This window comes from Sphingobacterium sp. SG20118, from assembly GCF_044740685.1.
Lineage (GTDB): Bacteria > Bacteroidota > Bacteroidia > Sphingobacteriales > Sphingobacteriaceae > Sphingobacterium.
Map to the genome: position 1 here is coordinate 4,406,350 of NZ_CP172826.1, position 23,517 is coordinate 4,429,866.

The window sequence follows — 23,517 nt, forward strand, 5'->3', positions numbered from 1 at the left end:
AGATACGGCCCTTACTTTTTTAAAGAACTAACTAACTAACTAACTAACTAACTAACTAACTAACTAACTAACTAACTAACTAACTAACTAACTAACTAACTAACTAACTAACTGCACCTGCTAACCAAACTTTTAATAGAGCGTATAGTTGTTGGCACGAACACGACTTATCCAAGCCAACAGTTGACAAAGAATAACAAAAAATAAGGTTAGGCCGACAACATAGGTACTTACTCCGACCATACCGCCAGCAGTATCAGGATCTAGAAATGGGTAAGGATACCAACCTGTCATCGCCGCTCGAATAAAGGTATAGATGACCCAAAGGAAAGGAAACAAGAGCCAATAAAAAGATTCACGAGCAGTGATCGGTGATCTAGATGGCCATAATAACCACCATACCGTAATAAAAAAAGGTCCAAATTCATGTAAAACAAAGTTGCTCCAATTAAAATGACTAGGATCAGGATTTACCGCGGTATTTTTAAGTAGCAAGGCAAAAACTATTCCCGTTACCATCATATAGAGCACCGCTCCACCACGAAGATACCTGAACCATTCGCCTAACTTCTTTTTTCTAAAGATTGCAAATGCAGCGATCAAGTAACAGGTAGCTGCAATCAGGTTGCTCTGCACGGTAAAATAGCTAAATTTATTCCAACCATAACCCGGCGAATCAGGACTTATTTTCCAGGCATCAAAAGGCTTAATAGCATCTATGGTAACTATGGCCATAATAACCAATACGAGCGCATTTATCCATTTTAATTTTTGGGGCATTTCAGGTTTTCTCATCAGAATATAATTATCAAGAAGTGTATTGATTAAACGGTATTAATAATCTCGTTATGCTCAGTTAGTTTATGCATTATCTAAGTTGATGAAACGATCATGGGTACGCTATTGATTTTACTTATGCGCTGTTTCAAATTCATGATCGTTGATTTTAAGCTCCTGGTGATTTCATCAGTTCTGCCGAAATAAAAATAGTGATCTTTTCTATATCCTAGACAACTTGATATACCATATTACTTATTCATCTATTAAGGTACCAATGGATACTTCACTCCTTCGAAGGTCATTTTTACCGGTTTTATAAATCCCTGTTCGTCAAATGTCATCTCGTCTATACAGGTTTCTCTTTCGTTAGCACCGGTCTTGCCCAACGGTCTTCTATGATAGACAATATAATATTTATCTGCATTGGGTACTTTAATCACGGAATGGTGACCGGCACCGATGGCTATTGTTGGATCCTGCTCCAGAATAGTTCCTATACGCTTAAATGGACCTAACGGCGAATCAGAAATTGCATAAGCGACTTTATAATCTGGACCTCCCCAGCCGCCTTCGGACCACATAAAATAATACTTGTTATCGCGGATAAACATAAAAGGCCCTTCGACATAATCTTCGGGTGTCACCTCTTTATAGATTGTACCATCTTCAAAGGGTAACAATTTTTTAAAATCCGCACTCAACTTGACCACATTACAATGTTTCCACCCACCGTAAAACATATAATATTGACCATCTTTATCTTTAAATACAAATTGGTCGATAGGCTGTGCACCATTCACGATTTCATTGACTAAGGGCTTCCCCAACAGATCTCTATATGGCCCTTCTGGTTTGTCAGCTACCGATACACCAATACCTCCTATCTCACCTTCATGCACATCGTTTGCCGCAAAGAAAAGGTAGTATTTATCATCTTTTTGGATCACACTAGGTGCCCACATCGCTTTTTTAGCCCATTTCACTGCTGCCGTATCAACAATACGTGGATGCTTCTCCCATTTTACCAAATCTTTGGACGAAAATGCATCAAAGAAAATCTGGTCTTCGTATGCCGCAGAATAAGTAGGAAATACCCAGTACTTATTATTATAAATAATGCCCTCGGGGTCAGCGTACCAACCAGGGAATATAGGATTTTTCTGCGCATGTGCTGTCTGTGAGAAACAGAGTGCTAAAGCAGTTAAAGGATAAAGGATATATTTCATGGTTAATCGGTTTAGAAGCATTGAAATTAATAAATTTCGGGGAATTATCCAAAACTAACTATTTCGTGTATTTTCAATCCGACATTTATCGGTTTTGGCACAGCTCTGGAAACATATTCCTTTTTTTTCTACTAACCATCTAAATATTTAAATGTATTCCATTCAAATAATGATTACCAATAACAACCTATTGGGTATCATTAATATAAATATCTCTAATAAGAGAAAATATTAACATTTATAACAGCAATATATTTCCGAACTATTAGCAACCTACCACCCACTCCCATCAACCACTATGACAGGTAATTAGCTTATTCACAAATTTATTCCGTAATTTGCGAGTCAATAAAAAAAGCGACATAACGCGATGGCTAGAAAAACATATCAAGGGGAAAAAAACGATAAAAATAGAACGATGAACAAACTCATCCAATCTGTTGGAGTCGTATTGGAAAAAAAAGGATATACCGGCTTGACGATTGCCAATATCTCGAGTACTGCTGGTGTGGACAGAAAACTGATTTCTACTTATTTCGGAAATATCAATAACCTGATCGAAATCTATATTAAGAGTAAAGATTATTGGGTGGCAGCTACCGAGCAAGCAGAGCAGTCCTTAGCAAATGCTAAAGATACCAGTACACGTCATTTTATAGAAGAATTATTGATTAACCAGATCGATCAATTTGGGCTCAATGAAGAAATGCAGAAGGTGGTCTTGTGGCAGATTAGTGAACCATCAGAGATCATGTCACACGTAACCCAAGAAAGGGAGAAGATGAGTTCTCTATTTTTCGCGCAATCCGATAAAGAACTGGCAGGCAAGGACATTGACCTCCGCGCAGTATCGAGCTTACTGGTCGCCGGCATCTATTACCTGGTTTTACATAGCAAGACCACGGACAGCACTTTTTGTGAAATCGATATTTCAACAGAAGCAGGAATGGACCGAATCAAAAATGCAGTCAGGACGATTTTAAAGCAAACCTATCCAACAGACTGATTTTTTGACACCTACGTAAAATCAATATGGAACATAAAAAGCACTAAATCCTTCAGACAATAACTTCCTGTATTACGAGCGAAATATTTATCGATAAGCGTCCCATTTTATGGGCATGACCTATAAAGCTTTACCGTCTCATGGTTATTGTCAAAGATTTACAAGGAGAGCGATAAAAAAATGCTGAAATAAGAAATAAGCTTAGAAATTCAATTTCTAAGCTTATTTCAAAAACAAATCTTCCAATGGATAGTCCTCTTTATTAAAAGATATTAAATACGGATAATCGACTACTTTTGCATCCTCTTTTTTGCAAATGGATTAAAGGATAGACCGACATTAAAATAGAAGGTCGGGTCTGGTGATGTTTCATAAATATAATCTTTTTGTGATTCATTTTTCTCCGACACCCGTGATTGTACGGTTGTACGCATCCCTGTTTTGACCATGGCTATAAAAGAGCGTCCCAAATTATGTTCGTATGTGAATCCGGAGTTGATATCGATTTGATTGAACGTATGAACCCGTGATGATCCTCCAAAATCATAGAGATAGAAAAAAGTATTATTAAGCTCGGATCCAAAAGATGCACGTGCATTCCCGAATAAAGCCTTTCGTACAAAAGCTCCTTTTGGTAATAATACATCCAGTGCCCACCCTTCAGCATATTGTTGCTTGTAGGTAAACGTCGGTATCACCGGTATTTGCACACTGGGATCAAGCAAGCCAACAAGCCCCACTGTCATTTGCACTTCTCTTGTCGCTTTTAGCACCAAATTACCCATCAACATACCGCGTACTCTTTCAAAGCCTTTCTCACTTCCATCAGTCATGATACTCGCCGTATAGATAGCCATTTTTCCAAATAACTTCGAATAATAGGTGTAATTTACAGTCTCATAGTGATAATGGTAGTTTTGGGTTCCCCGTTTCATCTGATGGGTAACAAGGTCTGGTCTGAGGGTCTCGGTAGAAAGGAATCGGTAGCCGACAAGCGCCCCTAGTGTCCAGTTTTTTCCTTTCTTCACGTTGACGTTCATGCTGCCATTCGCCTGTTGCATATTTTCGATCTTTCCTTTAGGTAAAGGATTACCCAAATATTTGGAAGCATATTTATATCCCCCAACAGACTCATATTCCAGGTTCAAAACACGGGTAATTGGAAATTTATCAGCCACTATAGCACGTACCTTTTGAGGGATGCTATCTAATTTTTGTGCCTGTGCAGCAACTGTGCAAAATCCAATTCCACATAACAGCAAGATCTTTTTTAACATATAAAAAAATTATAGAATCCCGAGCTGGGATAACCATACAAGGATATCCAATAACTACATATGAAAATGGCAATTTATACAAAAGGGTCGTTATATTATACGAAAGTACTTTTGATACAATCAGCATTACCATCGTTTCAACTGCGCTCCATCAATTTTGGTATAATAAAGAGCTGGATTGGTATAAAAGAAATCAGACTGATCTTAAAAACAAGTACTTTTGTCTCCATTATGGAGTACGATGGAAGAACAATAGAAGATGATAACAATGGTATTATCATACGTTATCTGACCGAAAAAAAATTCAGGTGTTTACGTCATGGAATATTTCTTATAGGTCTATTTTTACTGTTCATCAATTCCAATATGCACGTGGAATTTCCAACTCCATACAAAACCTATTTTTCCTTCGCCATCTGGGCAGTTTTTGTATGTATGTTTTACGTCAATATGTATGTCCTGATACCCCGCTATTTTTTCAGAGGAAAATATGAGATGTATATTTTATTGTTGGTTTTACTCGTAACGACCAGTTTAATGGTGGCTTCTCAGATTGCCAACTGTATCCATCTCTTACATGCCCCCAGTTATAAAAAAGTCACGCCACAAACCATGAGCTTTGTCAACGGCATATTAATTTGTATACCGATTATATTGACAACCACCACACTTAAACTCTTCAACCGCTGGATATTGGATAATAAAAGAATATCCGAATTGAAGAACCTTGCTTTTACTACGGAATTAGCCTCGTTAAAAAATCAGATACAACCGCACTTTCTGTTCAATATGTTGAACAATGTCAAAGCATTGATCCGTAAGAATCCGGAGATGGCCACCGAAGTCATTTTAAAACTGTCGGATTTTCTACGCTATCAACTATACGAAAACGATAATGACAAGACGCTACTGCAGTCTGAAATAAACTTTATATCCAATTTTCTCAAGTTGGAAGAGATACGAAGAGATCACCTGGTTACCCGCTTATATTGCGAACCCGAATTGGCTAAAAAAAACATATTCTTACCCCCTCATCTCTTTACTGCTTTTATTGAAAACGCAATTAAACATAGCCTTTGTGCAACAGAAAATAAAGCCTATATCCACATCTCTTTTACGACTACTGAACAGCAACTATGCTTTGAATGCAAAAACTCGAAAGATCCAAATCTAGCGGATACTAAAAGCAAATATGGAGGTCTGGGGCTCACCAATGCTACACGCAGGTTAGAATTGCTGTATCCAAATAATTACTACTTAGATCTCGTCAATACCGATACTGAATATCTTGTCAAATTAAATATCCCTTTATGAAGTGTATTATAGTTGATGATGAACCTCTTGCTCGTGAAGAAATGAGCAATTTGGTCCAAGAAATATCTTCTATTGAGATTGTTGGTGAATTTTCCAATGCCCTTTCGGCACAAGAATTCCTGAAAGCAAATCAAGTAGACCTCCTCTTTCTTGACATCGAGATGCCAACCCTAAATGGGCTGGATTTTGCACTATCGCTGTCGGAAGACAAATTGGTCATCCTAACGACAGCTTATACCCAATATGCATTGAAGAGCTATGAATTGGATGCTATCGACTATCTCCTCAAGCCCATCAAAAAGGAACGATTGGCAAAAGCAATCGACAAGGCTATTACCTATAAAAGATTGTTGAGCCTCAAAGACAATCAAAATACGTTCGAGGCGAGCAATGAAGATTCCCTTTTGATTAAATCAGAGCGTAAGTATTATAAAATAGCATTTGAAGACATCAAATTTATTGAGGCATTAAAAGATTACGTGGTCATTTACACCCGCAACAGCAAGATGATTACAGCCATGAACCTCAAAACGATACACCAAAAACTACTTTCCGATCTATTTGTTCGCGTCAGCAAATCTTATCTGATCAACATGTCGTTTATCGACTCATTTGACAACCATACCATCTACATCGACGAATCCGAAATACCCATCGGAGAAGTCTATCGCAGTGCGTTTTTTCAGAAATATACGGGCGGTCTTTTATAGGGAATCAACAGCAAAATCAGGAATCTTTAAAACGTCCCAATAAATCGACGTTGATATCATGATTGTGCAACAGATTGGTCAATCGATCTATGGAGCAACCTGCTGTTTCCACACGAAATATCGAATCTTCATCATCGAGGTCTACCGTCGCAGCAAGCACTTCAGGCATATTAAGCTGCAATAACTGCATTAAAAAAATCTTGTTTTCAATCGTTTTTATAGAACTTTTAAAAATTAATACCTCTTTGACCATTATTCCTAAATTTAAAATTTAATCCTATCTCACAGGATATTGCTCATAAGAAGCATACACTGTCTAACAAATCTAATTGATCCTTACAGAAGGAATCAAGATTTTATACCAAAGGGCTTCCTTTTTATACCAAATCAAGGTTATCTGAAGATACCCTGATTTCTACAGCATGAATGTTCAGGATATTCTTTTATAAAATTCCGTGTGGCATCTCCCCTCTTAAATCTTAAAATTCATTTTTCTACGCAATCACTTGTTTATTACATCGTTTATTTAGAACTTTAATAATACGATAGCAAATAAATTGAGCATGAAGAAGACAGTACTTTTAATCGCAGGGTCCTTTTTGGTTCTTTCCTGTAACCAGAAAGTGAAGCAAGATGTAAACGAGCAAAAACAATCTGAGCAAACTAATGGAGAAGAAACCATTGAGGGTGACAGTGCGACGATTACAAATCTAAATATAGCCGACATCCCCTATTCAAACGCTGATCTTGGGGCATTTCCCTTCTTTACATTACCAAAAAATCTGAAAGAGCTCAATAAACCGCTGCAAAAGGATTTTGACGTCTGTTATTTCCCCATTAATGGTGTTATGACCCCATTTGAAGGCAAGCTATACAAGACTTTTGTCACAGGTGTTGAAAAAGAATCCTTTTCCCAAAGATATTTTGAAAAGAGCCTTGAAGATTACTTAAAATCTAGGGGTGCCGTAAAAATATTCGACGGCCATATTACAGCAGATGAGTATGATCGTTATCACAACGAAGACCCAAATAAAGGGGGTGAAGGCGATATGGGCTATGCAGATGAACGCATCAAGTTTTACATGATCCGAACTGAAGATAAAGGCAATATCTATATCCAATTTACCGCAAACAATGCCTCTGGAAAATTGAACATCCTACAAGAAGAAGTCGATAAATCATAACATCATCATGTGACCCTAAATAATTGGAAATGCCTATCGCTATCGCTACTTTTACGGAAGTTATATATTGACAACTATTAGAAAAATCTTATGAAAAATAAATTAACATTGGCTATTTTAGTCCTAGTGGCTATATGCATTGGCCAACAAGCAAAAGCGCAGACTGCAAGTACGACACCAGTCAACTTAAGCATTGAGCTTCAAGATGCCATTTCCATTACATTAGGAGGTACCCCCGAAGTAGAATTTGTATATGCAAATGCAGCAGATTATGCAGGTTCTCAAACCATAACGAAACCAGCACATTTTACAGTTGTGAGTAACCAAAAATATAACATCACCGTAAATGCCGTAAGTGCATTTACCCCAAGCTTAGACTTGGATGTGGTGCAAATAAGCGTTGCTTCAACAACAGCACCATCAATATATGGTACTGGAACCCTCAATACCGCTGTGCTTAGTACAACCGCAGCATCTTTGGTGGACAATGCTATTGCATCTAAAGGTGCAACCTATGACATCGATTATAAAATTCCAGATGCAACCAAACTTTTAGGATTGACAGCAGGGGAATATACCACTACAGTAGTTTATACTGCAACGCAATTGTAAAGATTTAACTAAAATTAATTTTCATTTGAAATATTATTTAGCATTATTTATCGTATACCTATGTAATACCCTGGCACATGCTCAGGGTATTTCTATTTCCCCATCCCGGATATTTTTCAAAGGAGAGCCAGGTCAAACGGTAAGCCAGATCATTACTTTTAGTAATGCCTCTACGGCCGACTTCCAGTTTATCGCCAATCTAAAAGACTGGGACCGTGATTCGCTAGGGGTTAAAAAATATGTTCCTGCAGGGCAGCGCAAACAGTCCAATTCGACATGGCTTTCCCTATCTGAAAATACAGTACGCTTAGCGCCAGGAGAAGAAAAAAAAATCAATTTATCCATGACCATACCTGTTGATCCTGCACCCCTTGAACAGACAAATAGTATGCTGTTTTTCACACAAGTCAAAGAACAGCAGAAAGAACTCGCAAAAGGTTTCCATGTCAATGTTTTACTTGAAGTCGGGATACAGGTCTACCATACTCCTACTGGCCTCGATGCCGGAGACCCTGGAGTTCCTCGCATTTGAAGATGAAGGTTTCAAATCTGAACAAGAAGATCAGCGCATACGCAGGATGCGCGTCAAGATTAAAAATACAGGACAGATCAACAAGGATGCATACGTACGATTTGAATTGACAAATATAGAAACAGGAGAAGAAATACCTGTTAAATCTATCGCTATTGCTCTATTACCCTACGCTGAACAATGGGTTCAATTGGATTTACCCGCTACATTATCCGGTCGCTACCTCGCAGTAGCCATTCTAGATGCAGGTAGCCAATATGATTTAAAAATTGCTGAAAAAGAAATTACATATTAAATTAGGACTCTTCATAGGGGTAAGTTTGTACAGTATTTCCGTACAGGCACAGCTCGCTATTACCTTACCTGAATCCAATATTCAGAATAGAACAGATTATCAGCAGACTTTTCCTGCAGGCAACTACACAGCACTCATAAACCTATTACCTGCAATTCGCGTCAAAGCCAACACCGCCACTTTCAACAACACATCAGGTGGTAGCACCACTATTCCGCTCAATCAGCTGCACATCAAAATTGCTAGTATTGGAAACATATCCCTCATCAGCACAAGTACAGAAGTTGCATTAACCACTGCCTATCAAGATGTAGCAAAGTCACTGGCAAATCTCCTACCTGGAGCAGTGACAGGAAATGCACGTGTGGAAACAGCTTCCAACACCTGGATCGCCGGTGTCTACACTTCTGAACTGGCATTTTTAGCTCCTGGACTCTTAGGCGGTAATGTCATAAGTCCACCAACTCAAAGCGCTACGATCACGATACCCGCATTTATCAGTCCACAGCCTACTATTGGTCCTACACAATTCATAGTGGACAACTTAAGTTATTTCCGCTCGGTAAATGGTATCAGTACCAATAAATCCGTATACCTAGCCAGCACGGTACCTTATATTCCCAACATACAGACAATAGGCACCAATTTCGCGTTCAGTACCAGCCTTCCTTATAACTACCTACCGAATACGCCAGTAGCGATGGCCAATGCGACACTCACCGGAATTACCAATGCAACAGCTATTACCTTATCTGCGGCACCCAAAGCGTTGACTACTACGCTCGGGATTCCGGTTCCCACAATCAATTCACAAACCCTTAACCACAGCTTTTCGATTACTGGCGAGCAGTTGAAAACGGGTTTCGTACAAGCAGGTAACTATACCGTTCCACTCACCTATACCTATAGCAAATTATCGTCATCCTATCCATCTGGTACACTACAGACACAAAGGAATGGAACGCTAGAAGTAGTGGTCAGTGATCTTGGCGAGTTAATTGCCAATCAACAGGCTGTTAATTTAAGTTTCACAACAACCAGCCATTATGTTAATGGCGTAAGCCAAGATATGCCTGCGCATCTCAAAATCAGTAAAACCACACCATACAACCTGTATGTCCGCGCTACGACAGAAAATTTTGCATCAGGTCCCAATACGATTCCGCTATCGGTCATGAAAATCGGCCCCATGAATGGTCAAACCGGCATGAATACCATTAGTCTTTCCACAACGCCACAGCAACTTATCCAAGCCGCAGACCCCGTCATTGACCGTTTATTGAATATCAAGTATAGCATTCCAGCGACAGAAACCGATCATTTGCTCAATAAACCACCGAGAACCTATTCCACATCTATCATTTTCAGCTTCGTTGCACCTTAAAACCGCTTGATACCAATTTTCCTACGTTCATCCCGATATTCAAAATCTTGTAGATAGATGTTCTGATCCTTATTCACTTCGATTTTACGACTTGGGTTATCAATAGAAAACGACATTCCTGCAGTAGAAATAAATACAGTGTAGCTACCCAATGGTAAGAAAAAAGTATAATTCCCTTCAAAATCACTTAACGTCTTATACTCATTGCCAAGGGCATCAACAGCATTGATACGAATACCCGACAGTTCAGGATTTGTATTCGCATATTTATTCACAACCGATTTTATTTGTCCTTTTAAGATCTTCGTCTTAACCAGTGGAATTGCTTGCGTTTGATTTTTTGTCAATACGATTTGAATAGGACCTTGTGCCAACCATCCTTGGTTATTTTCAAGATGAACAGTATATGAGCCCGGTGTCATGTCCAAAAACTTGACACGTCCTTTCGAATCCGTCAATGCAACATGATTATCGATTTTGACCACAATTCCATCTAAGCTTATTTCACCTACGTCAAGCATTCCATTATTATTCACATCATCGAAAAACTGTAAATTCAATTTATGTCCTATCCCATTACCCAATTTTGAAAACTTCCTTTCCACACCTACTCTTATCTGCCGACTATCAAATGAATACGATTGCGACAGAGAACCTTCCAATGGAAAATCAATGAGCGATCGACTTTGGTTCAACGTATAATAAAGATCTGCCGACAAATTCCAATTTCCCATCAGGCGCCATTTAACATTGCTGTTTACCGATATGTTGTTACTATGCGAAGCTTCATAATAACTGTACATGCCCATCAACTGTACCTGAAGCCTGTCTTGAAAAGCTTTAAATTGCGTATTGGGTCCAAAAGAATACACCCTGTATCTGTCCGTCGCGTTACGCATCATAAGGTCGCTCAGGTAATAGGGATTTACCTGTACATAGGTACTGAACCCTAGGAATGGATTGGAGTAGTTTCCCGTGAGCCTAAGCGAGTGAAATGGAGCAAGAGGTCTATTCGATGTATTGTGATAGGTATAACCATAATCTGTACGGATAGAAAAACGATGTATGGAACTGAAGAAACTGATATCGCCAATCGTCCGAATCGCTTTGGACTCCAAGTTTAGGGCCATATCACCCAAAAGATCAAACCCTTGGTATTGCAACTGCTGTCCCATGAAATAAGGCTTGAAATCAATCTGAAACTTTCCAAATGCGGTATGATACCCAAGTTCATAGATCTGGATATTGTTTGGGTTAGTAAAATAATACCCTTTGTCTTGCTGTTGATAACGGGCATCGTTGCCCATAAAGCTCATTCTTGCCGCCATACTCTTACTGTCCCCGAATGCTCTACTGATCCGAGAGTCACTTTGAATAAGCCCCCTACGTAAGCCTGTATAAAAGGGAGAACTGTAGTAATTCATACTGCTGAGCTGATAGGGTCCGAATTGATAGTTATAATTTACACCAACTGCCAGCGCATGTTTGCTTTTCCCGTTACCCACATGCTCCAGGCTATAGCCTCCCTCAAATACAACCTGCTCATCGGGGCTAATGCTCCAATAGGTCTTTCCACTGATCTGATTACTATTCACGCCCCGATAGTTATCTTTACCATACAAATAAGAAAGGTTACTTTCCTGTCCCGATTTAGCTCGAAACAAGTAATTAGCCCCTATGATCTTTGCTCCAGGAATATGATGATTCATCTGACTGATCAATAGATAGTTATTATCTACACCATACACACTTATAGTACGGTCAGCATCCAATTTATAACTCGCTTTTATCCCACGTCCGCTGATATTCCGATCCAAATTTTCGTAGATATTACCTACTTTTATTCCCCAATCTTTATCCTGATACTCGATAAAAGTATCGTAACTATTGATGGCATCTTGTTTTTTATAATAGTCAACATTAAGCCTATAATTCATTTTCCGAGTCTCCGTGAAATCAAATTGACCATTACTTTGTAATTGATAGATATCAGTCCCCTTCCCCATATTCATGTATCGAAATGCGACGGCATTGCCATATGGCTCATACGGTGAAAAACCACCTGAATCAAAACGTTTGATATGACCGATGCTCATAAATCGGATATTGTTTGTGCTGAACGTCTTCCCTAGATTATCCACGGCTTGCAGCATGACATTAAAATCGACAGCCGTATTTTTGGAACGCATACGCGCAGTAAAAGGCAAAAGGGTCTGCACCCCAGGTTGGAGCGTCACTGACATGCTTTCACCACTGATCTCAAAGCCTGCAGGATATCCGGAAAACAAAAGCTGAAAAGTGATTGGAACAAGCCCAATATTTGTCGCCTGTACCATCACCTGTACTTGATTGGTCGTCTGATCCAGGTAATATTCGGGTTGCTCGCTCTGTAAAAGCAGAGTCCTTTCACTGTTTAATCTGGTATAAAAAGATATAGGAGCTGGTATGCTGATGTTTTTATCAAGAGCGGAGAAACCGACCGTAAAAGGTTGGTTATTACTAATGATGGTCTGACGGTCAGCCATATATTTCAAAGGAAAGCTTCTTGTCTCATTTGCCTGCAAGACTATAGCCTGTGGCAGCCTGATTAAACCTGCTAAAGCCAATGATTGATAAGCTGAAGGAATGAGTTCAATTTGTTTATCCGTCCGATTGATGATGCTTATTTTGTTGGAAAAAGTCTGTCCTCCTTTGATTAGTAAGGTATCCTGTTCAAAACGATAGGCAACGTCAAAGACCTGTTGACTTTTCGCATCGGATAAGAAAACAAATGAATAGCATAAAAACAACAGGAAAGTCAACAGACTTTTTATCGGCATACTAAGAAATTCATAGATTCACAAAAATCAGTCTAAATTTGGATAGAAAGAAATATATAGGGTCACATCTTCATGTAACGAAATCAGCTATTACAACGATAGTTGTGCAATCAGCTCCCCTTTACTATTGATATTCAGTTTTCGATATACCCGTTTGATATAAATGCGCACGGTATCCAATGATATTTTATATTGTTCGGCAATCATTTTATAGCTCAACCCTTCCATGATCCCGTTTGCAATCTGAAGCTCCCTCGCGGTAAGTAGGTCTTCATATTTTTTTGAAATAAAAGCTTGATTGATCAAGGCCCTGTTAACGATTGGACTTATATAAGATCCTTGGTCCAGGGTGGTCATTACGGCATAGTTGAGATACTCCATGCAAGTTTGTTTTAATAAATAACTTACGGCGCCATTTCGAAAGGACTTACGAACAGTTTTCACGTCGGACAAATGGGTTAAAATAATGATTTCTGTTTTTGGAAACAGTTGTTTTAATTTTTCAACAGCCATGACATCTTGATGTTCAATATCGAGAATCACTATGTCCGGAGAGAGGAGTTTAAAATCTAAGGCAAGACTGCTCTTATCTGTCTCAAAAAGAATTTCTACAGGTATATTTGCACGATCCACATCATTTGATTTTAAAATTTCGATGATGTTACTTCTTGCCTTTTCGTCGTTATCAATTATCCCAAGTCTAATCATATCTAACATTTTTTCATTTCATAAGTTCTAGTTTCGGATAATGAAAAATCTTCGAAACGGAGCTTGCAGCTGAAAAAACATGCTCTTTACTAAATATAACAAATTTAGCTTATAATTGATTTGTTTTTACCCAAAACAATTAAAATAATACAGGCGTATAGCTCATATAAAAACTGAGGCGATTCGTTTATTGATCGGCTCACAAATAAAAGAGGAACCTAATTTTAGGTCCCTCTTTTCAGGTATCATAACTGGCGCTATATTTTGAATAGGTATTCGTTATTCTAAACATCTTTCTGCTCTTTTCGCAGTCGACTCCAATGCTGTTGTGTCAATCATTTTCACACCTTTACGTTCATGTATTCTTGACTTCCCGCTTAGATCACAATCTTTATTTTTTCTAGTTCAATAGGTACAGTATTTCAAACCTTTAGCTTGGATTGATCACTTGCTCCACACGTTCCAGTTTATCCTCTTTCACTATCGATAATCGAACGATCGTATTTTCCAGTGCCTTTAAGTTATGCATGACACCACCCTCTAAATTGATCAAATCCCCCTTTACCATTGCAAAAGAATCCCCCTCCACTCCCAATTCCATTGTACCTTCCTGAACGTGGATCACAATTGGAAAAGGACTTTTATGATCTTTCATCATTACGCCTTCGGACAAGCAGATGCGCAATTCCTTAGTCATAGGTGTTTCTAATATCAGGGCAACCAATGGCTTATTTTTATCAAATGCCAATGCCGTATAAAGTGAAAGCGGCGTGTTTTTAGTTTCTGTTTTCATATCAAATTTTTCATCATCATTCATTGCTCATTCATTCATGCTAGTTTTTATTCCCGTCCACTCATTTACGCTGTTTGTTAGTCTCTAAACACTGATGTTTGGTAACGCTAGAATAAAGATAAGCATTAAAAAAACAATAAAAGAGTTTATTATCTTTTATTATTTTTATTCCCTACATTTGTCTTAATGGATTTACATCCTCCCTTCATTTCGATGGAACGCTATAGATCCCAACCGTGTCTTTACAGACACCTAGTCATGACAGTATTTTAACCTCATTTAATTGTACATCAGATGAAATCGAAATTTAAAATCTTGTTTTACACACTACTCTTTCTCCTTTCCGTATCTCCAGGATATACACAGGAATTTCGACCAGCGAGCTATTCCATGCATATGGATTCTATACTATTTTGGTTGATCTTTATCCTTTTTGTTATCATCCTATGCGGTGCACTACTCTTAAAAGAGCGGGTTAAAGACAGTACGACTCACCTACTCAAAGCGGATTCAGACCATGAAGAAAAGCCCCTGGAATCACATCTCCATCGATTAAATTTAGAGCAGATTACACGTTTGTTAAAAATTAAGAAAAAGGGTACCACTCTCCTTCTCTTTATATTTGGCATCAGTTATTTTAGCTCCACGACTCCTTTAATGGGGCAAACAGCGGCATCTACCGTCAACAGATCCAACCTACTGGAACAGGCGGGGATCTTGATTACCATCTTTTTAATATTGATTCCCATTCTATTGGGTATCATACTGCTCATTATTAAGACGAAGAAGCGTTTAAAAACATTGGCCAAATTTCAAGATAACGTAGCGGCCGAAAAACTCAGCACCTTCCTCGAGGATATCCCATTAGAAAAGATAGCACCACAATTAGAAGAGCGCAAAAAGGCCCTTTCCTATCAAGTCGCGCAACGTACCTTATCGGGAACAGCACAAGCTGCTGATGAACGTGGGCTGCTACAGCCCTATGAAAGTGTTGGTGTTCCCATTGTGTCAGCAAAGAAAAAGGCCGTACCACGCCCCAATATAGACCCACAATTGTCCAAATTGATCTTATGGTATCTCATATCTGCTACCATTTGGTTATTATTCGGTACAACCGTAGGCGAATACATCGGGATTAAATTTATCGCTCCCGATCTGGACAGTGTCAGCTGGCTCAGTTTTGGCCGATTGCGTCCGGTACATACCAATTCGGTTTTCTGGGGCTGGGCATCCATTGCTATGATCGGCTTATCCTATTATGTGGTCCCCCGCGTGAGCAATACCACGATTTATAATCTCAAATGGGGCTGGATAACCCTTATACTCCTCAACACCTGTGTATTGGCAGGTAGCATCAGCTTAATGGCCGGCATCAACAACGGCGGTGGCGAATACCGTGAATATATTTGGCCAATCATGCTTTTATTCGCTATCGCACTCGTATTGACCTGTCTAAATTTTTATAAAACAATTGCCATGCGGACCACACGAGAAGTGTACATATCCAATTGGTATATCCTTTCGGCTGTTATTTTCACCATCGTTATTGCTTTGGTTGCCTACATTCCGTTTTGGCAACAAGGACTTGGAGAAACCATTGTACAAGGCTATTATATGCACCAAGGTGTAGGCATGTGGTTTATGCTGCTCACCTTAGGACTCGTGTATTATTTTCTTCCCCAACAGCTCAACAAACCCATTTACTCCTACAGTCTGGGCGTGTTGGCCTTTTGGACACAGATCTTATTTTACACCTTGATCGGTAGCCACCATTTTGTCTTCAGCGCTATTCCATGGTGGTTGCAGACCGTAGCCATCGTGGGCAGTGCAGGTATGGTCATCCCTGTCGTAGCAGGTACGACCAACTTTTTAATGACTTTTAAAGGTTCCTGGTACAAGTTAGGCGATAGCTATACCCTCCCCTTCTTTCTCGTAGGCATTATCTTCTATTTTTCAGGTTCCCTTCAAGGCACAGCAGAAGCTTTTCGAAATACCAACCTCCTCTGGCATTTTACAGATTTTACCGTTGCGCATTCCCATTTGACCATGTATGGTATCATCTGCTTTCTATTATGGGCCTGTATCTATGCCGTTATACCCCGTCTAACAGGAAAAGAAGCACCACAAGTCACCGTAGGTGCACATTTCTGGTTAGCCTTGATCGGTCTGCTCTTTTATACCATTCCATTGATGTACGGAAGCACATTAAAAGGATTGCTCTGGATGGACGGTAAACCATTTATTGAAGGCGTTGCCTTCATGATGCCCCATTGGCTATGGCGTGCAGTCGGCGGTAGTCTGATGTGGATATCCCATCTTTTTTTCGCTTACAATATGTATCGGATGTTAGTCTATCCCAAAACGTCAGACATCAGGCAACAAGCAATCGATAAACTTGAAGCGAACTTGCATACTATAGAACACACTAAATAATCTGGATATGGATTTTTTCAACAATCATAGAAAGCTATTTGTTACCGCAACAATATTCTTTGTCGTACTGACCATCTTTGTCGCTATTTTACCAGCGTTGCACAATCAGCAGATCAACGCACCCCTGCCTACAGCAAAGGCCTTGTCTCCCAATGCTATAAAAGGTAAAGCCGTATATGTAGCCAATGGTTGTGTTGCCTGCCATACACAACAAGTGCGCAACATCGAGATGGATAACATTTGGGGCCAGCGTCCTAGCTTAGCAGCGGATTATGCTGCAATAGGCCGTACGGATTTTTGGCGCAATACTGCCACCCTAATGGGCACCGAACGGACAGGACCCCGACCTGACCGATATCGGTACACGACAACCCAGCAAAGAGTGGAATCTCGTTCACCTTTACAATCCGCGGATAGTCGTCGAGCAATCGATCATGCCACCTTATCCTTGGCTATTTGACTTAAAAGTAACTCCCGAAGAAGGAGACGTTGTGGTCAGCATACCCGAAGAGTTTGCTCCACGAGATGGCCGCCAGGTCATCGCATCAAAAGATGCGTTATATCTCATCGCGTATTTACAAGAACTAAAACAAGCACCCTTATCGGAAAATGTGGCACCCCCCGATTTCCTGTACAAAAGAGAAACCGTTTCCGACAAAGGCTCGGCTACCGCAACGCCTACAAAATCCGATGGTCAGGCACTTTACGTCGCACATTGCCAAAGCTGTCACCAAGCTAATGGCGAAGGACTACCAGGTGCATTTCCCCCATTAAAAGGGAGCAAGATCGTACAGGATGATGATTTAGAAAAATACATCGATATCATCATGAATGGCTACGACAGTCGCCCTGCATATAGCGTAATGGCCGCAGTAGGCACCAATGCCGATTTTACAGCAGACGATGTAGCAGCCATCATCAATTTTGAGCGGACCAGTTGGGGCAATAAAGCCAAAGAAGTCACTGCCGAAGAGATTAAAAAAATAGTGGACTTTGTAAAACTTAAAGCCAAATAACGTCATGAAAAAGATCTTCACTATATTCCTGATATTAGGCAGCCCCGTCATGCTGTGGGCTTGCCCTGTTTGCGAACGTCGTCAGCCCAAACTACTGCGGGGTATCATTCATGGAGGAGGACCATCCAATTACTGGGATTATGTTATTGTAGCCCTCATGGTCATCATTTCCTTAGCGACTTTGTTTTACGCCGTCAAAATGTTGATTCGACCACAGGAAAAAGAGACAGACCACATTAAGTATTCCATTTTTAAAACTGATGATCATGAATGAGAAGAGCAAAATCTATATTTTCATAGATGACGAGACCACTGCAATTGCAGAGATGCATGCCCCTACTGCGTTCGATTTGGATACCCGAAAATTAGTAGATGGACAGCATATCATGAAGATCGTGAGCCAAGACCCCAATGGCACAGAAGGGTTACGCATTATTCCTTTCGAAGTTAGAAATGGACCCGCCATCGATATCTCGGGTATAAAAGAAGGAGCAATCATCGATGGAATCATCCCCATCATGATCAATGCCTACGGAAAAGGTAATCAGCAATCCTTCTTGATAGAGGGAAGTGAAACACCACAGAGTATCCCTTGGTGGATCTGGATATTGATTATCAGTTTCATCGGTTGGGCATTATATTACTTGGTTCGGTATTTAGAGCTGACTTAAAATATGAAGGAAAAAACAACTTAAAAAAAATCCTGCTTTAAGTTTTACGTTAAAGCAGGATCATGCTAATTTTCTTTCGATTATTTTGTATTATATGTCCTTTATTTCAGGACGAATTTAAGCCCCAAAGTGAAATTGGACGGTTCAAAATGCGCTCCATGTGATAGGTTCCACCATGGTTTCCAATCAAAATGCATGGCGAGTGGAGCAGCAGGAATTCTAAACTCTAGACCAAGCGCCGGACGTATTGCAAAATCTACATGCGTGTCATCATTTTTCCAATGGTTATGCTTATACCCCTTATCATAGTCAAAAAATGATACCTGTGGCCCGACACCAACATGCCAAGATAGACCACGAGTGCCAGAAATACGTTCGTTATAGGAATAATCAACACCAACAACAGTGATATGATCTCCAAATAATACTTGCACATTAACAGCATCATTCCCGAAAAAAAACACCTATTATCCTGTTACATTCTCTTTAAGTGCATGGTTTCTTTTATTCTAACGGTCTCACTACCCCCATTCGGCAAATCATAAGTCTCGTCAGAAATCACCTCAATTATCAAATTATTGCCGTTTCGTACAAATTTACCTTCAATCTTTATCTGCTCACCATCGTCATGGACATTTAAAATAATCAAATCATCTTTGACGCGATACTCAAAATGATAGACTTCCTCTCCAGAATCTTCGTATTCAACCGAAACACCTGTTCCATCTTTTTTAAACTCATAAGTCGTTCTTCTGGCTTCATGCGAAAAATCTTCTTCCTCCGCCGACCCTGGTATCTCCGAGCCATCTTTTGAGATATCCACATATGAAGCAGACATAAGCTCCCATTTACCAACGATGGTTTCAGTGTTTTCAGTTTCTGGCTTATCTTTCTCGCAAGAAGAAAGCATGCATAATATGCTAAGTGTAATTACATAAAAAATCTTTTTCATAATATTCGTATTTAAAGTTTAAATTATTCCGAGCTAAAATCCAGAAATATCACAGATTTATAGCATTTTACAACAGATTAATACCACCATAAATCTGCTCATAAGAGGCGTTACGATTAAAATTTCAAGGAGAAAAATACCCGCGTACCATTTAATTTTAGTTTTTGCTTTTCAGTTTCCCCACCGCCTTCAAGTTCTTCCGTATCCAGATAAAAATTATGTTTTGCAGTACCCCATCTATTTTCAAATCCTAACGCAAATGCACTATAATTTGCCGCTATACCTGCCGTACCAAAATTCCCAAAGCCACCAGAAAAGTCACTATCCTCATATAACATCGAATATACAGGCGAGTAACGGATGTAAGTGGAAAGACTAAAACCACCCTTAAAAGAGAGATGAACCGAAGGGCCGAACTGCATACCAAGTTCAAGTTTATGAATCCCGATAGCATCCATATCTTCATAGTCCAATTCACCAGGACTACCTTCAGGGGAATGATAAACATCATCAAACTTAAACGATGCGTAATTCAGATCAATAAAAGACCAATCGAGACCAAAATAAAGCATCTTGGCAACTGGTTTATCATTTAAAAAATACGTTCTTCCTTTGCTTAACGAAGCGCCAAATTTACTTTTCAAGGCGACTTCCCCATCAAGAAGAACTTCAGGTTTTAATTTTTCAGAAACATAGCCTATATTAAAATAGCTAGCCCGGGGCCTGATCTGTCCATAGAGATTTGAATATACAAAACCAATGGAAATTATTAAGTATACTATTCTTTTCATAACAATTATATTTATTAAAATAAGGCACTATCAATAATAGCTCAGTTATTGATTCAAATCTATATCTGTTTATATCACTAATCAATACCTACTCCTAGGTATTTAGTAAACATGGCATACTGCAAGTGCTTTAGTACACAGTGATTTTAGAACGCCATCGCGTGATTATGAAGACTTATTAAATCCAACGCATATCTTAGGTTCATCAATTGTAGCAGCCTAGTTCCACCGTAAGCAGTTGATAAAATAAGAAGGGAAAAACAACTAAAAAAAATCCTGCTTTAAGTTTTACGTTAAAGCAGGATCATGCTAATTTTCTTTCGATTATTTTGTATTATATGTCCTTTATTTCAGGACGAATTTCAGCCCCAAAGTGAAATTGGACGGTTCAAAATGCGCTCCATGTGATAGGTTCCACCATGGTTTCCAATCAAAATGCATGGCGAGTGGAGCAGCAGGAATTCTAAACTCTAGACCAAGCGCCGGACGTATTGCAAAATCTACATGCGTGTCATCATTTTTCCAATGGTTATGCTTATACCCTTTGTCATAGTCAAAAAATGATACCTGTGGCCCGACACCAACATACCAAGATAGACCACGAGTGCCAGAAATACGTTCGTTATAGGAATAATCAACACCAACAACAGTGATATGATCTCCAAATAATACTTGCGCATTAACAGCATCATTCCCACCAAAATTATGTTTGATCTGCGGACCGAATAATGTTTCGCCATTGCCGATGTCTATTCCTAGACCAATAGCGGTACGATAAGGTGTTTGTGCATTCGCCTGATTATTTAGGGCAAATAGCATGATAAAAAGAGTAAAAATAGGTAGAAGTACTTTTTTCATGATAGTAATAAAAATAATTAATGATACCTTTTACTTAAGGTGTTGCTGTTATAACAAATAGTTTGCCAAACAAGCAATATCAAAATACTACAACAACCCGATTTCACACAACAACCTAATTATCAAAGTTTTTTATTGAAATATTTTATTAATATGTAAAATAAAAGGCTCCCCCCAGTTACAGCGAGATACGCGTAAAATTTGAATATTTTTAAAAGAAAACAAGCTAAGTAATAAACAATGATAGCATAAACCCTTATTTAAAAGAAATGAGCCCGATATAATATCGGGCTCATTAATCTCAATTCAATTATAAATTCGTCTCATTTTTTATACGTAATCAAAAATTAATATTACTGCTTTTCAATTTATGAATTCATCATTTCCACCCCAGATTTTGTTCCAGATTATTATTTTTAACAATTGCCGTTGCAGGAATTGGGTAAAAGATCTGTCTATTATCATCATACCAATTTCTACGCTGATCCTTAAACCATTCCAAATGCTTTGTTGGTGTTAAGGTTTGGAAATTCGTACTTTTCCCTGCAATTGGCACCTGAACTACACCAGCAGGAACCTTGATTGAAGGAGCTGATTCCTTTCCATCATAAAACACCACATCGAAAGTTCCATTCTGATCCAGATCGATCAATTGATTCAATACGGGCACATAGATTCCCGACCACTCCAAAGTTGCCATCAATTCGCCACGATTCCATCTCTTCAGATCATTAAAACGAAATCCTTCCAAAGCCAGCTCCACTTGTCTTTCACGACGAACTTCCAATAAAATAGGGTCGTTTATCAGTGGGAAAAAAGTTTTTTGAAGATAATTATCTACTTTCGTTGGCAATGAATTGATACCACTTGTAATTCCAGAACGTGCTCTTAATGCACCAATAGTTGCTGTCCAATCACCTTGACTCAATGTCCCCAGTTCCGCTTTTGCTTCAGCAAGATTTAATAAAACCTCTGCATAACGGATCAATGGTACTGCGTTTGTATTGCTTCTTCCGTTATCATGATACGAATCATCCAATGTATATTTTATCGGTTGATAACCCGTATACGTATAACTTGCAAAGTTAGGGGGAGCAGCAACACCATTTCGCGTATAGCCAGGAGTACGAATCAATTGGGATAAACGATGGTCACGATTCTGCGTTTCATCATAGAACATTTCTGTTTCAAAATCCGGACGACTTGTATAAGGAGTTCCATCGATATTCAAAATCGTATTGATAAACGGACGCACTAAGCTAAATCTAGGTCCATAAGTTGCCGATGTCCACCACCAATTAGCATCATTCAGCACCGCCAGATCTTTACTGAAAGCCACCGCGAATAAGACCTCGTTTGTTTGCACCGCATCACTTATAAACAGATGACGTTGTGATTTTTCAACGCCTTGTCCTGTATTTAAGCGATAAGGTCCTTTTTCCATCAACTCCGTTGCAGCATCAACCGTATGGTTAAAAAACGTACTCGCCGTATTTTTCAACCCCAATTTGGTATGGTATTGTCTAAATGTACCTTCAAACAATGCTATTCTAGATTTCAAAGCCAAGGCAGTCCATTTCGTAATCGTGGTACCATCCGAATTTACTGCTGCAATATGCTCATAAGCATAATCCAGATCTTCCATGATCTTATCCATCACTAAAGTACGACTATCACGTTTAGCGAATAACAATTCTTTTTCATCAACGGCAATTGGTTGATCGATCCAAGGCACGTCACCAAAACGTACGACCATGTCATAATAAAACCAAGCTCTAAAGAAACGGGCAATTCCCGTGTAATTATTTCTTACCACTTCAGAAATTTTAGGATCATCATTCTCTTTGATAAGATGATTGATGTTCCTTAGCGCAGTCCAAGACCAACCAGAACTCGTTTCCGCTGAGTAAGCATCTTTTCTTAAAAAATTATTCAAACTATTAACTGCTCCATAGTCAGACATTGCATCACCTTTATAAGCATCGGACCCCGACGTAATGTTATTATAAAAAGAATAACTATACGTTCTCAGACCACTTTCTGTTCCAAAAATATCATCCTCCGTAGCAGATGCTTCAGGAAGTTCATGCATCTCACAAGAACTCAGGATAAAGGTTAAAATACTCAGTATATAGATTATATGTTTCATTTTTATC

At 39.1% G+C, this 23,517-nt stretch carries 24 protein-coding genes and 2 pseudogenes; 14 read left to right on the forward strand and 12 right to left on the reverse strand.

All coding sequences use genetic code 11. From position 1 onward, the window contains the following. Positions 1–132: 132 nt before the first annotated feature. The gene (locus ACFX5U_RS20165; RefSeq protein WP_400261873.1) at positions 133–795 is read right to left on the reverse strand and encodes a Pr6Pr family membrane protein; all 663 of its coding nucleotides are present in this window, start codon (positions 793–795) and stop codon (positions 133–135) included. A gap of 248 nt (positions 796–1,043) precedes the next feature. Beyond that, positions 1,044–2,006 carry a glycoside hydrolase family 43 protein gene (locus ACFX5U_RS20170; RefSeq protein WP_400261874.1) on the reverse strand — a complete coding sequence of 321 codons (963 nt, stop codon included), beginning with the start codon at positions 2,004–2,006 and terminating at the stop codon, positions 1,044–1,046. Positions 2,007–2,376: 370 nt separating this feature from the next. Here ACFX5U_RS20170 and ACFX5U_RS20175 point away from each other — a divergent pair, with 370 nt between their 5' ends. Further along, positions 2,377–3,012, forward strand: coding sequence for a TetR/AcrR family transcriptional regulator (locus ACFX5U_RS20175; protein WP_400261875.1), 636 nt, complete (start codon positions 2,377–2,379; stop codon positions 3,010–3,012). A 290-nt stretch (positions 3,013–3,302) separates the two neighbouring features. Here the strand turns inward: ACFX5U_RS20175 and ACFX5U_RS20180 are convergent, their stop codons facing one another. Then, entirely contained in the window at positions 3,303–4,289 is a 987-nt protein-coding gene (locus ACFX5U_RS20180; protein WP_400261876.1) for a hypothetical protein, read from the reverse strand. A 66-nt stretch (positions 4,290–4,355) separates the two neighbouring features. Between ACFX5U_RS20180 and ACFX5U_RS20185 the strand changes: the two genes are divergently transcribed. Further along, complete coding sequence (locus ACFX5U_RS20185; RefSeq protein ID WP_400261877.1) at positions 4,356–5,603, forward strand: sensor histidine kinase; 1,248 nt, start codon at positions 4,356–4,358, stop codon at positions 5,601–5,603. Further along, a complete protein-coding gene (locus ACFX5U_RS20190; protein WP_280571665.1) occupies positions 5,600–6,313 on the forward strand; it encodes a response regulator transcription factor in 714 nt (237 codons plus the stop codon). The genes ACFX5U_RS20185 and ACFX5U_RS20190 overlap by 4 nt, the downstream gene beginning before the upstream one ends. Positions 6,314–6,329: 16 nt before the next feature. On the opposite strand, the gene ACFX5U_RS20195 is transcribed toward ACFX5U_RS20190, so the two are convergent. Beyond that, entirely contained in the window at positions 6,330–6,566 is a 237-nt protein-coding gene (locus ACFX5U_RS20195) for a hypothetical protein (RefSeq protein WP_280571664.1), read from the reverse strand. Between the two features lie 310 nt (positions 6,567–6,876). On the opposite strand from ACFX5U_RS20195, the gene ACFX5U_RS20200 reads away from it, so the two are divergent. The 5 genes from ACFX5U_RS20200 (at position 6,877) to ACFX5U_RS20220 (ending at position 10,320) form a co-directional block, all read left to right on the forward strand. Further along, positions 6,877–7,497, forward strand: coding sequence for a hypothetical protein (locus tag ACFX5U_RS20200; RefSeq protein ID WP_400261878.1), 621 nt, complete (start codon positions 6,877–6,879; stop codon positions 7,495–7,497). Positions 7,498–7,587: 90 nt separating this feature from the next. After that, positions 7,588–8,109: a hypothetical protein gene (locus ACFX5U_RS20205; RefSeq protein WP_400261879.1), complete on the forward strand. Its 522-nt coding sequence runs from the start codon at positions 7,588–7,590 to the stop codon at positions 8,107–8,109. A 25-nt stretch (positions 8,110–8,134) separates the two neighbouring features. Further along, a complete protein-coding gene (locus ACFX5U_RS20210; protein WP_400261880.1) occupies positions 8,135–8,641 on the forward strand; it encodes a hypothetical protein in 507 nt (168 codons plus the stop codon). After that, positions 8,610–8,936, forward strand: coding sequence for a hypothetical protein (locus tag ACFX5U_RS20215; RefSeq protein ID WP_400261881.1), 327 nt, complete (start codon positions 8,610–8,612; stop codon positions 8,934–8,936). Before ACFX5U_RS20210 ends, ACFX5U_RS20215 begins: the two co-directional genes overlap by 32 nt. Further along, entirely contained in the window at positions 8,911–10,320 is a 1,410-nt protein-coding gene (locus ACFX5U_RS20220) for a hypothetical protein (RefSeq protein WP_400261882.1), read from the forward strand. Before ACFX5U_RS20215 ends, ACFX5U_RS20220 begins: the two co-directional genes overlap by 26 nt. Here the strand turns inward: ACFX5U_RS20220 and ACFX5U_RS20225 are convergent. The 3 genes from ACFX5U_RS20225 to ACFX5U_RS20235 all read right to left on the reverse strand — a co-directional run bounded on the left by ACFX5U_RS20225 (position 10,317) and on the right by ACFX5U_RS20235 (position 14,640). After that, positions 10,317–13,139, reverse strand: a complete 2,823-nt coding sequence (locus ACFX5U_RS20225) for a collagen binding domain-containing protein (RefSeq protein WP_400261883.1) — start codon at positions 13,137–13,139, stop codon at positions 10,317–10,319. The genes ACFX5U_RS20220 and ACFX5U_RS20225 overlap by 4 nt on opposite strands. Before the next feature lie 90 nt (positions 13,140–13,229). Next, entirely contained in the window at positions 13,230–13,847 is a 618-nt protein-coding gene (locus ACFX5U_RS20230) for a LuxR C-terminal-related transcriptional regulator (RefSeq protein WP_400261884.1), read from the reverse strand. Between the two features lie 430 nt (positions 13,848–14,277). Next, a complete protein-coding gene (locus ACFX5U_RS20235) occupies positions 14,278–14,640 on the reverse strand; it encodes a cupin (protein WP_400261885.1) in 363 nt (120 codons plus the stop codon). A 294-nt stretch (positions 14,641–14,934) separates the two neighbouring features. On the opposite strand from ACFX5U_RS20235, the gene ACFX5U_RS20240 reads away from it, so the two are divergent. The 6 genes and pseudogenes from ACFX5U_RS20240 (at position 14,935) to ACFX5U_RS20265 (ending at position 18,760) form a co-directional block, all read left to right on the forward strand. Continuing rightward, on the forward strand, positions 14,935–17,073 hold the full coding sequence (locus ACFX5U_RS20240) for a cbb3-type cytochrome c oxidase subunit I (protein WP_400261886.1): 2,139 nt from the start codon (positions 14,935–14,937) through the stop codon (positions 17,071–17,073). A gap of 7 nt (positions 17,074–17,080) precedes the next feature. Continuing rightward, positions 17,081–17,287, forward strand: a pseudogene (locus tag ACFX5U_RS20245) (cbb3-type cytochrome c oxidase subunit II); the annotation flags it as partial. A gap of 142 nt (positions 17,288–17,429) precedes the next feature. Next, a pseudogene (locus ACFX5U_RS20250) lies at positions 17,430–17,483 on the forward strand (hypothetical protein); the annotation flags it as partial. A 24-nt stretch (positions 17,484–17,507) separates the two neighbouring features. Further along, on the forward strand, positions 17,508–18,089 hold the full coding sequence (locus tag ACFX5U_RS20255) for a c-type cytochrome (protein WP_400261887.1): 582 nt from the start codon (positions 17,508–17,510) through the stop codon (positions 18,087–18,089). Positions 18,090–18,138: 49 nt separating this feature from the next. Further along, the gene (locus ACFX5U_RS20260) at positions 18,139–18,363 is read left to right on the forward strand and encodes a hypothetical protein (protein ID WP_280571657.1); all 225 of its coding nucleotides are present in this window, start codon (positions 18,139–18,141) and stop codon (positions 18,361–18,363) included. Beyond that, on the forward strand, positions 18,356–18,760 hold the full coding sequence (locus ACFX5U_RS20265) for a cytochrome C (RefSeq protein WP_400261888.1): 405 nt from the start codon (positions 18,356–18,358) through the stop codon (positions 18,758–18,760). The genes ACFX5U_RS20260 and ACFX5U_RS20265 overlap by 8 nt, the downstream gene beginning before the upstream one ends. A 101-nt stretch (positions 18,761–18,861) precedes the next feature. Here ACFX5U_RS20265 and ACFX5U_RS20270 read toward each other — a convergent pair whose 3' ends face one another. The 5 genes from ACFX5U_RS20270 to ACFX5U_RS20290 all read right to left on the reverse strand — a co-directional run bounded on the left by ACFX5U_RS20270 (position 18,862) and on the right by ACFX5U_RS20290 (position 23,510). After that, positions 18,862–19,224, reverse strand: a complete 363-nt coding sequence (locus ACFX5U_RS20270) for a hypothetical protein (RefSeq protein ID WP_400261889.1) — start codon at positions 19,222–19,224, stop codon at positions 18,862–18,864. A gap of 11 nt (positions 19,225–19,235) precedes the next feature. Next, positions 19,236–19,712 carry a lipocalin family protein gene (locus ACFX5U_RS20275; RefSeq protein ID WP_400261890.1) on the reverse strand — a complete coding sequence of 159 codons (477 nt, stop codon included), beginning with the start codon at positions 19,710–19,712 and terminating at the stop codon, positions 19,236–19,238. Between the two features lie 116 nt (positions 19,713–19,828). Continuing rightward, the gene (locus ACFX5U_RS20280) at positions 19,829–20,503 is read right to left on the reverse strand and encodes a hypothetical protein (protein ID WP_400261891.1); all 675 of its coding nucleotides are present in this window, start codon (positions 20,501–20,503) and stop codon (positions 19,829–19,831) included. Between the two features lie 345 nt (positions 20,504–20,848). Then, a complete protein-coding gene (locus ACFX5U_RS20285; RefSeq protein ID WP_400261892.1) occupies positions 20,849–21,361 on the reverse strand; it encodes a hypothetical protein in 513 nt (170 codons plus the stop codon). A gap of 379 nt (positions 21,362–21,740) precedes the next feature. After that, positions 21,741–23,510, reverse strand: coding sequence for a RagB/SusD family nutrient uptake outer membrane protein (locus ACFX5U_RS20290; RefSeq protein ID WP_400261893.1), 1,770 nt, complete (start codon positions 23,508–23,510; stop codon positions 21,741–21,743). Between the last annotated feature and the right edge of the window lie 7 nt (positions 23,511–23,517).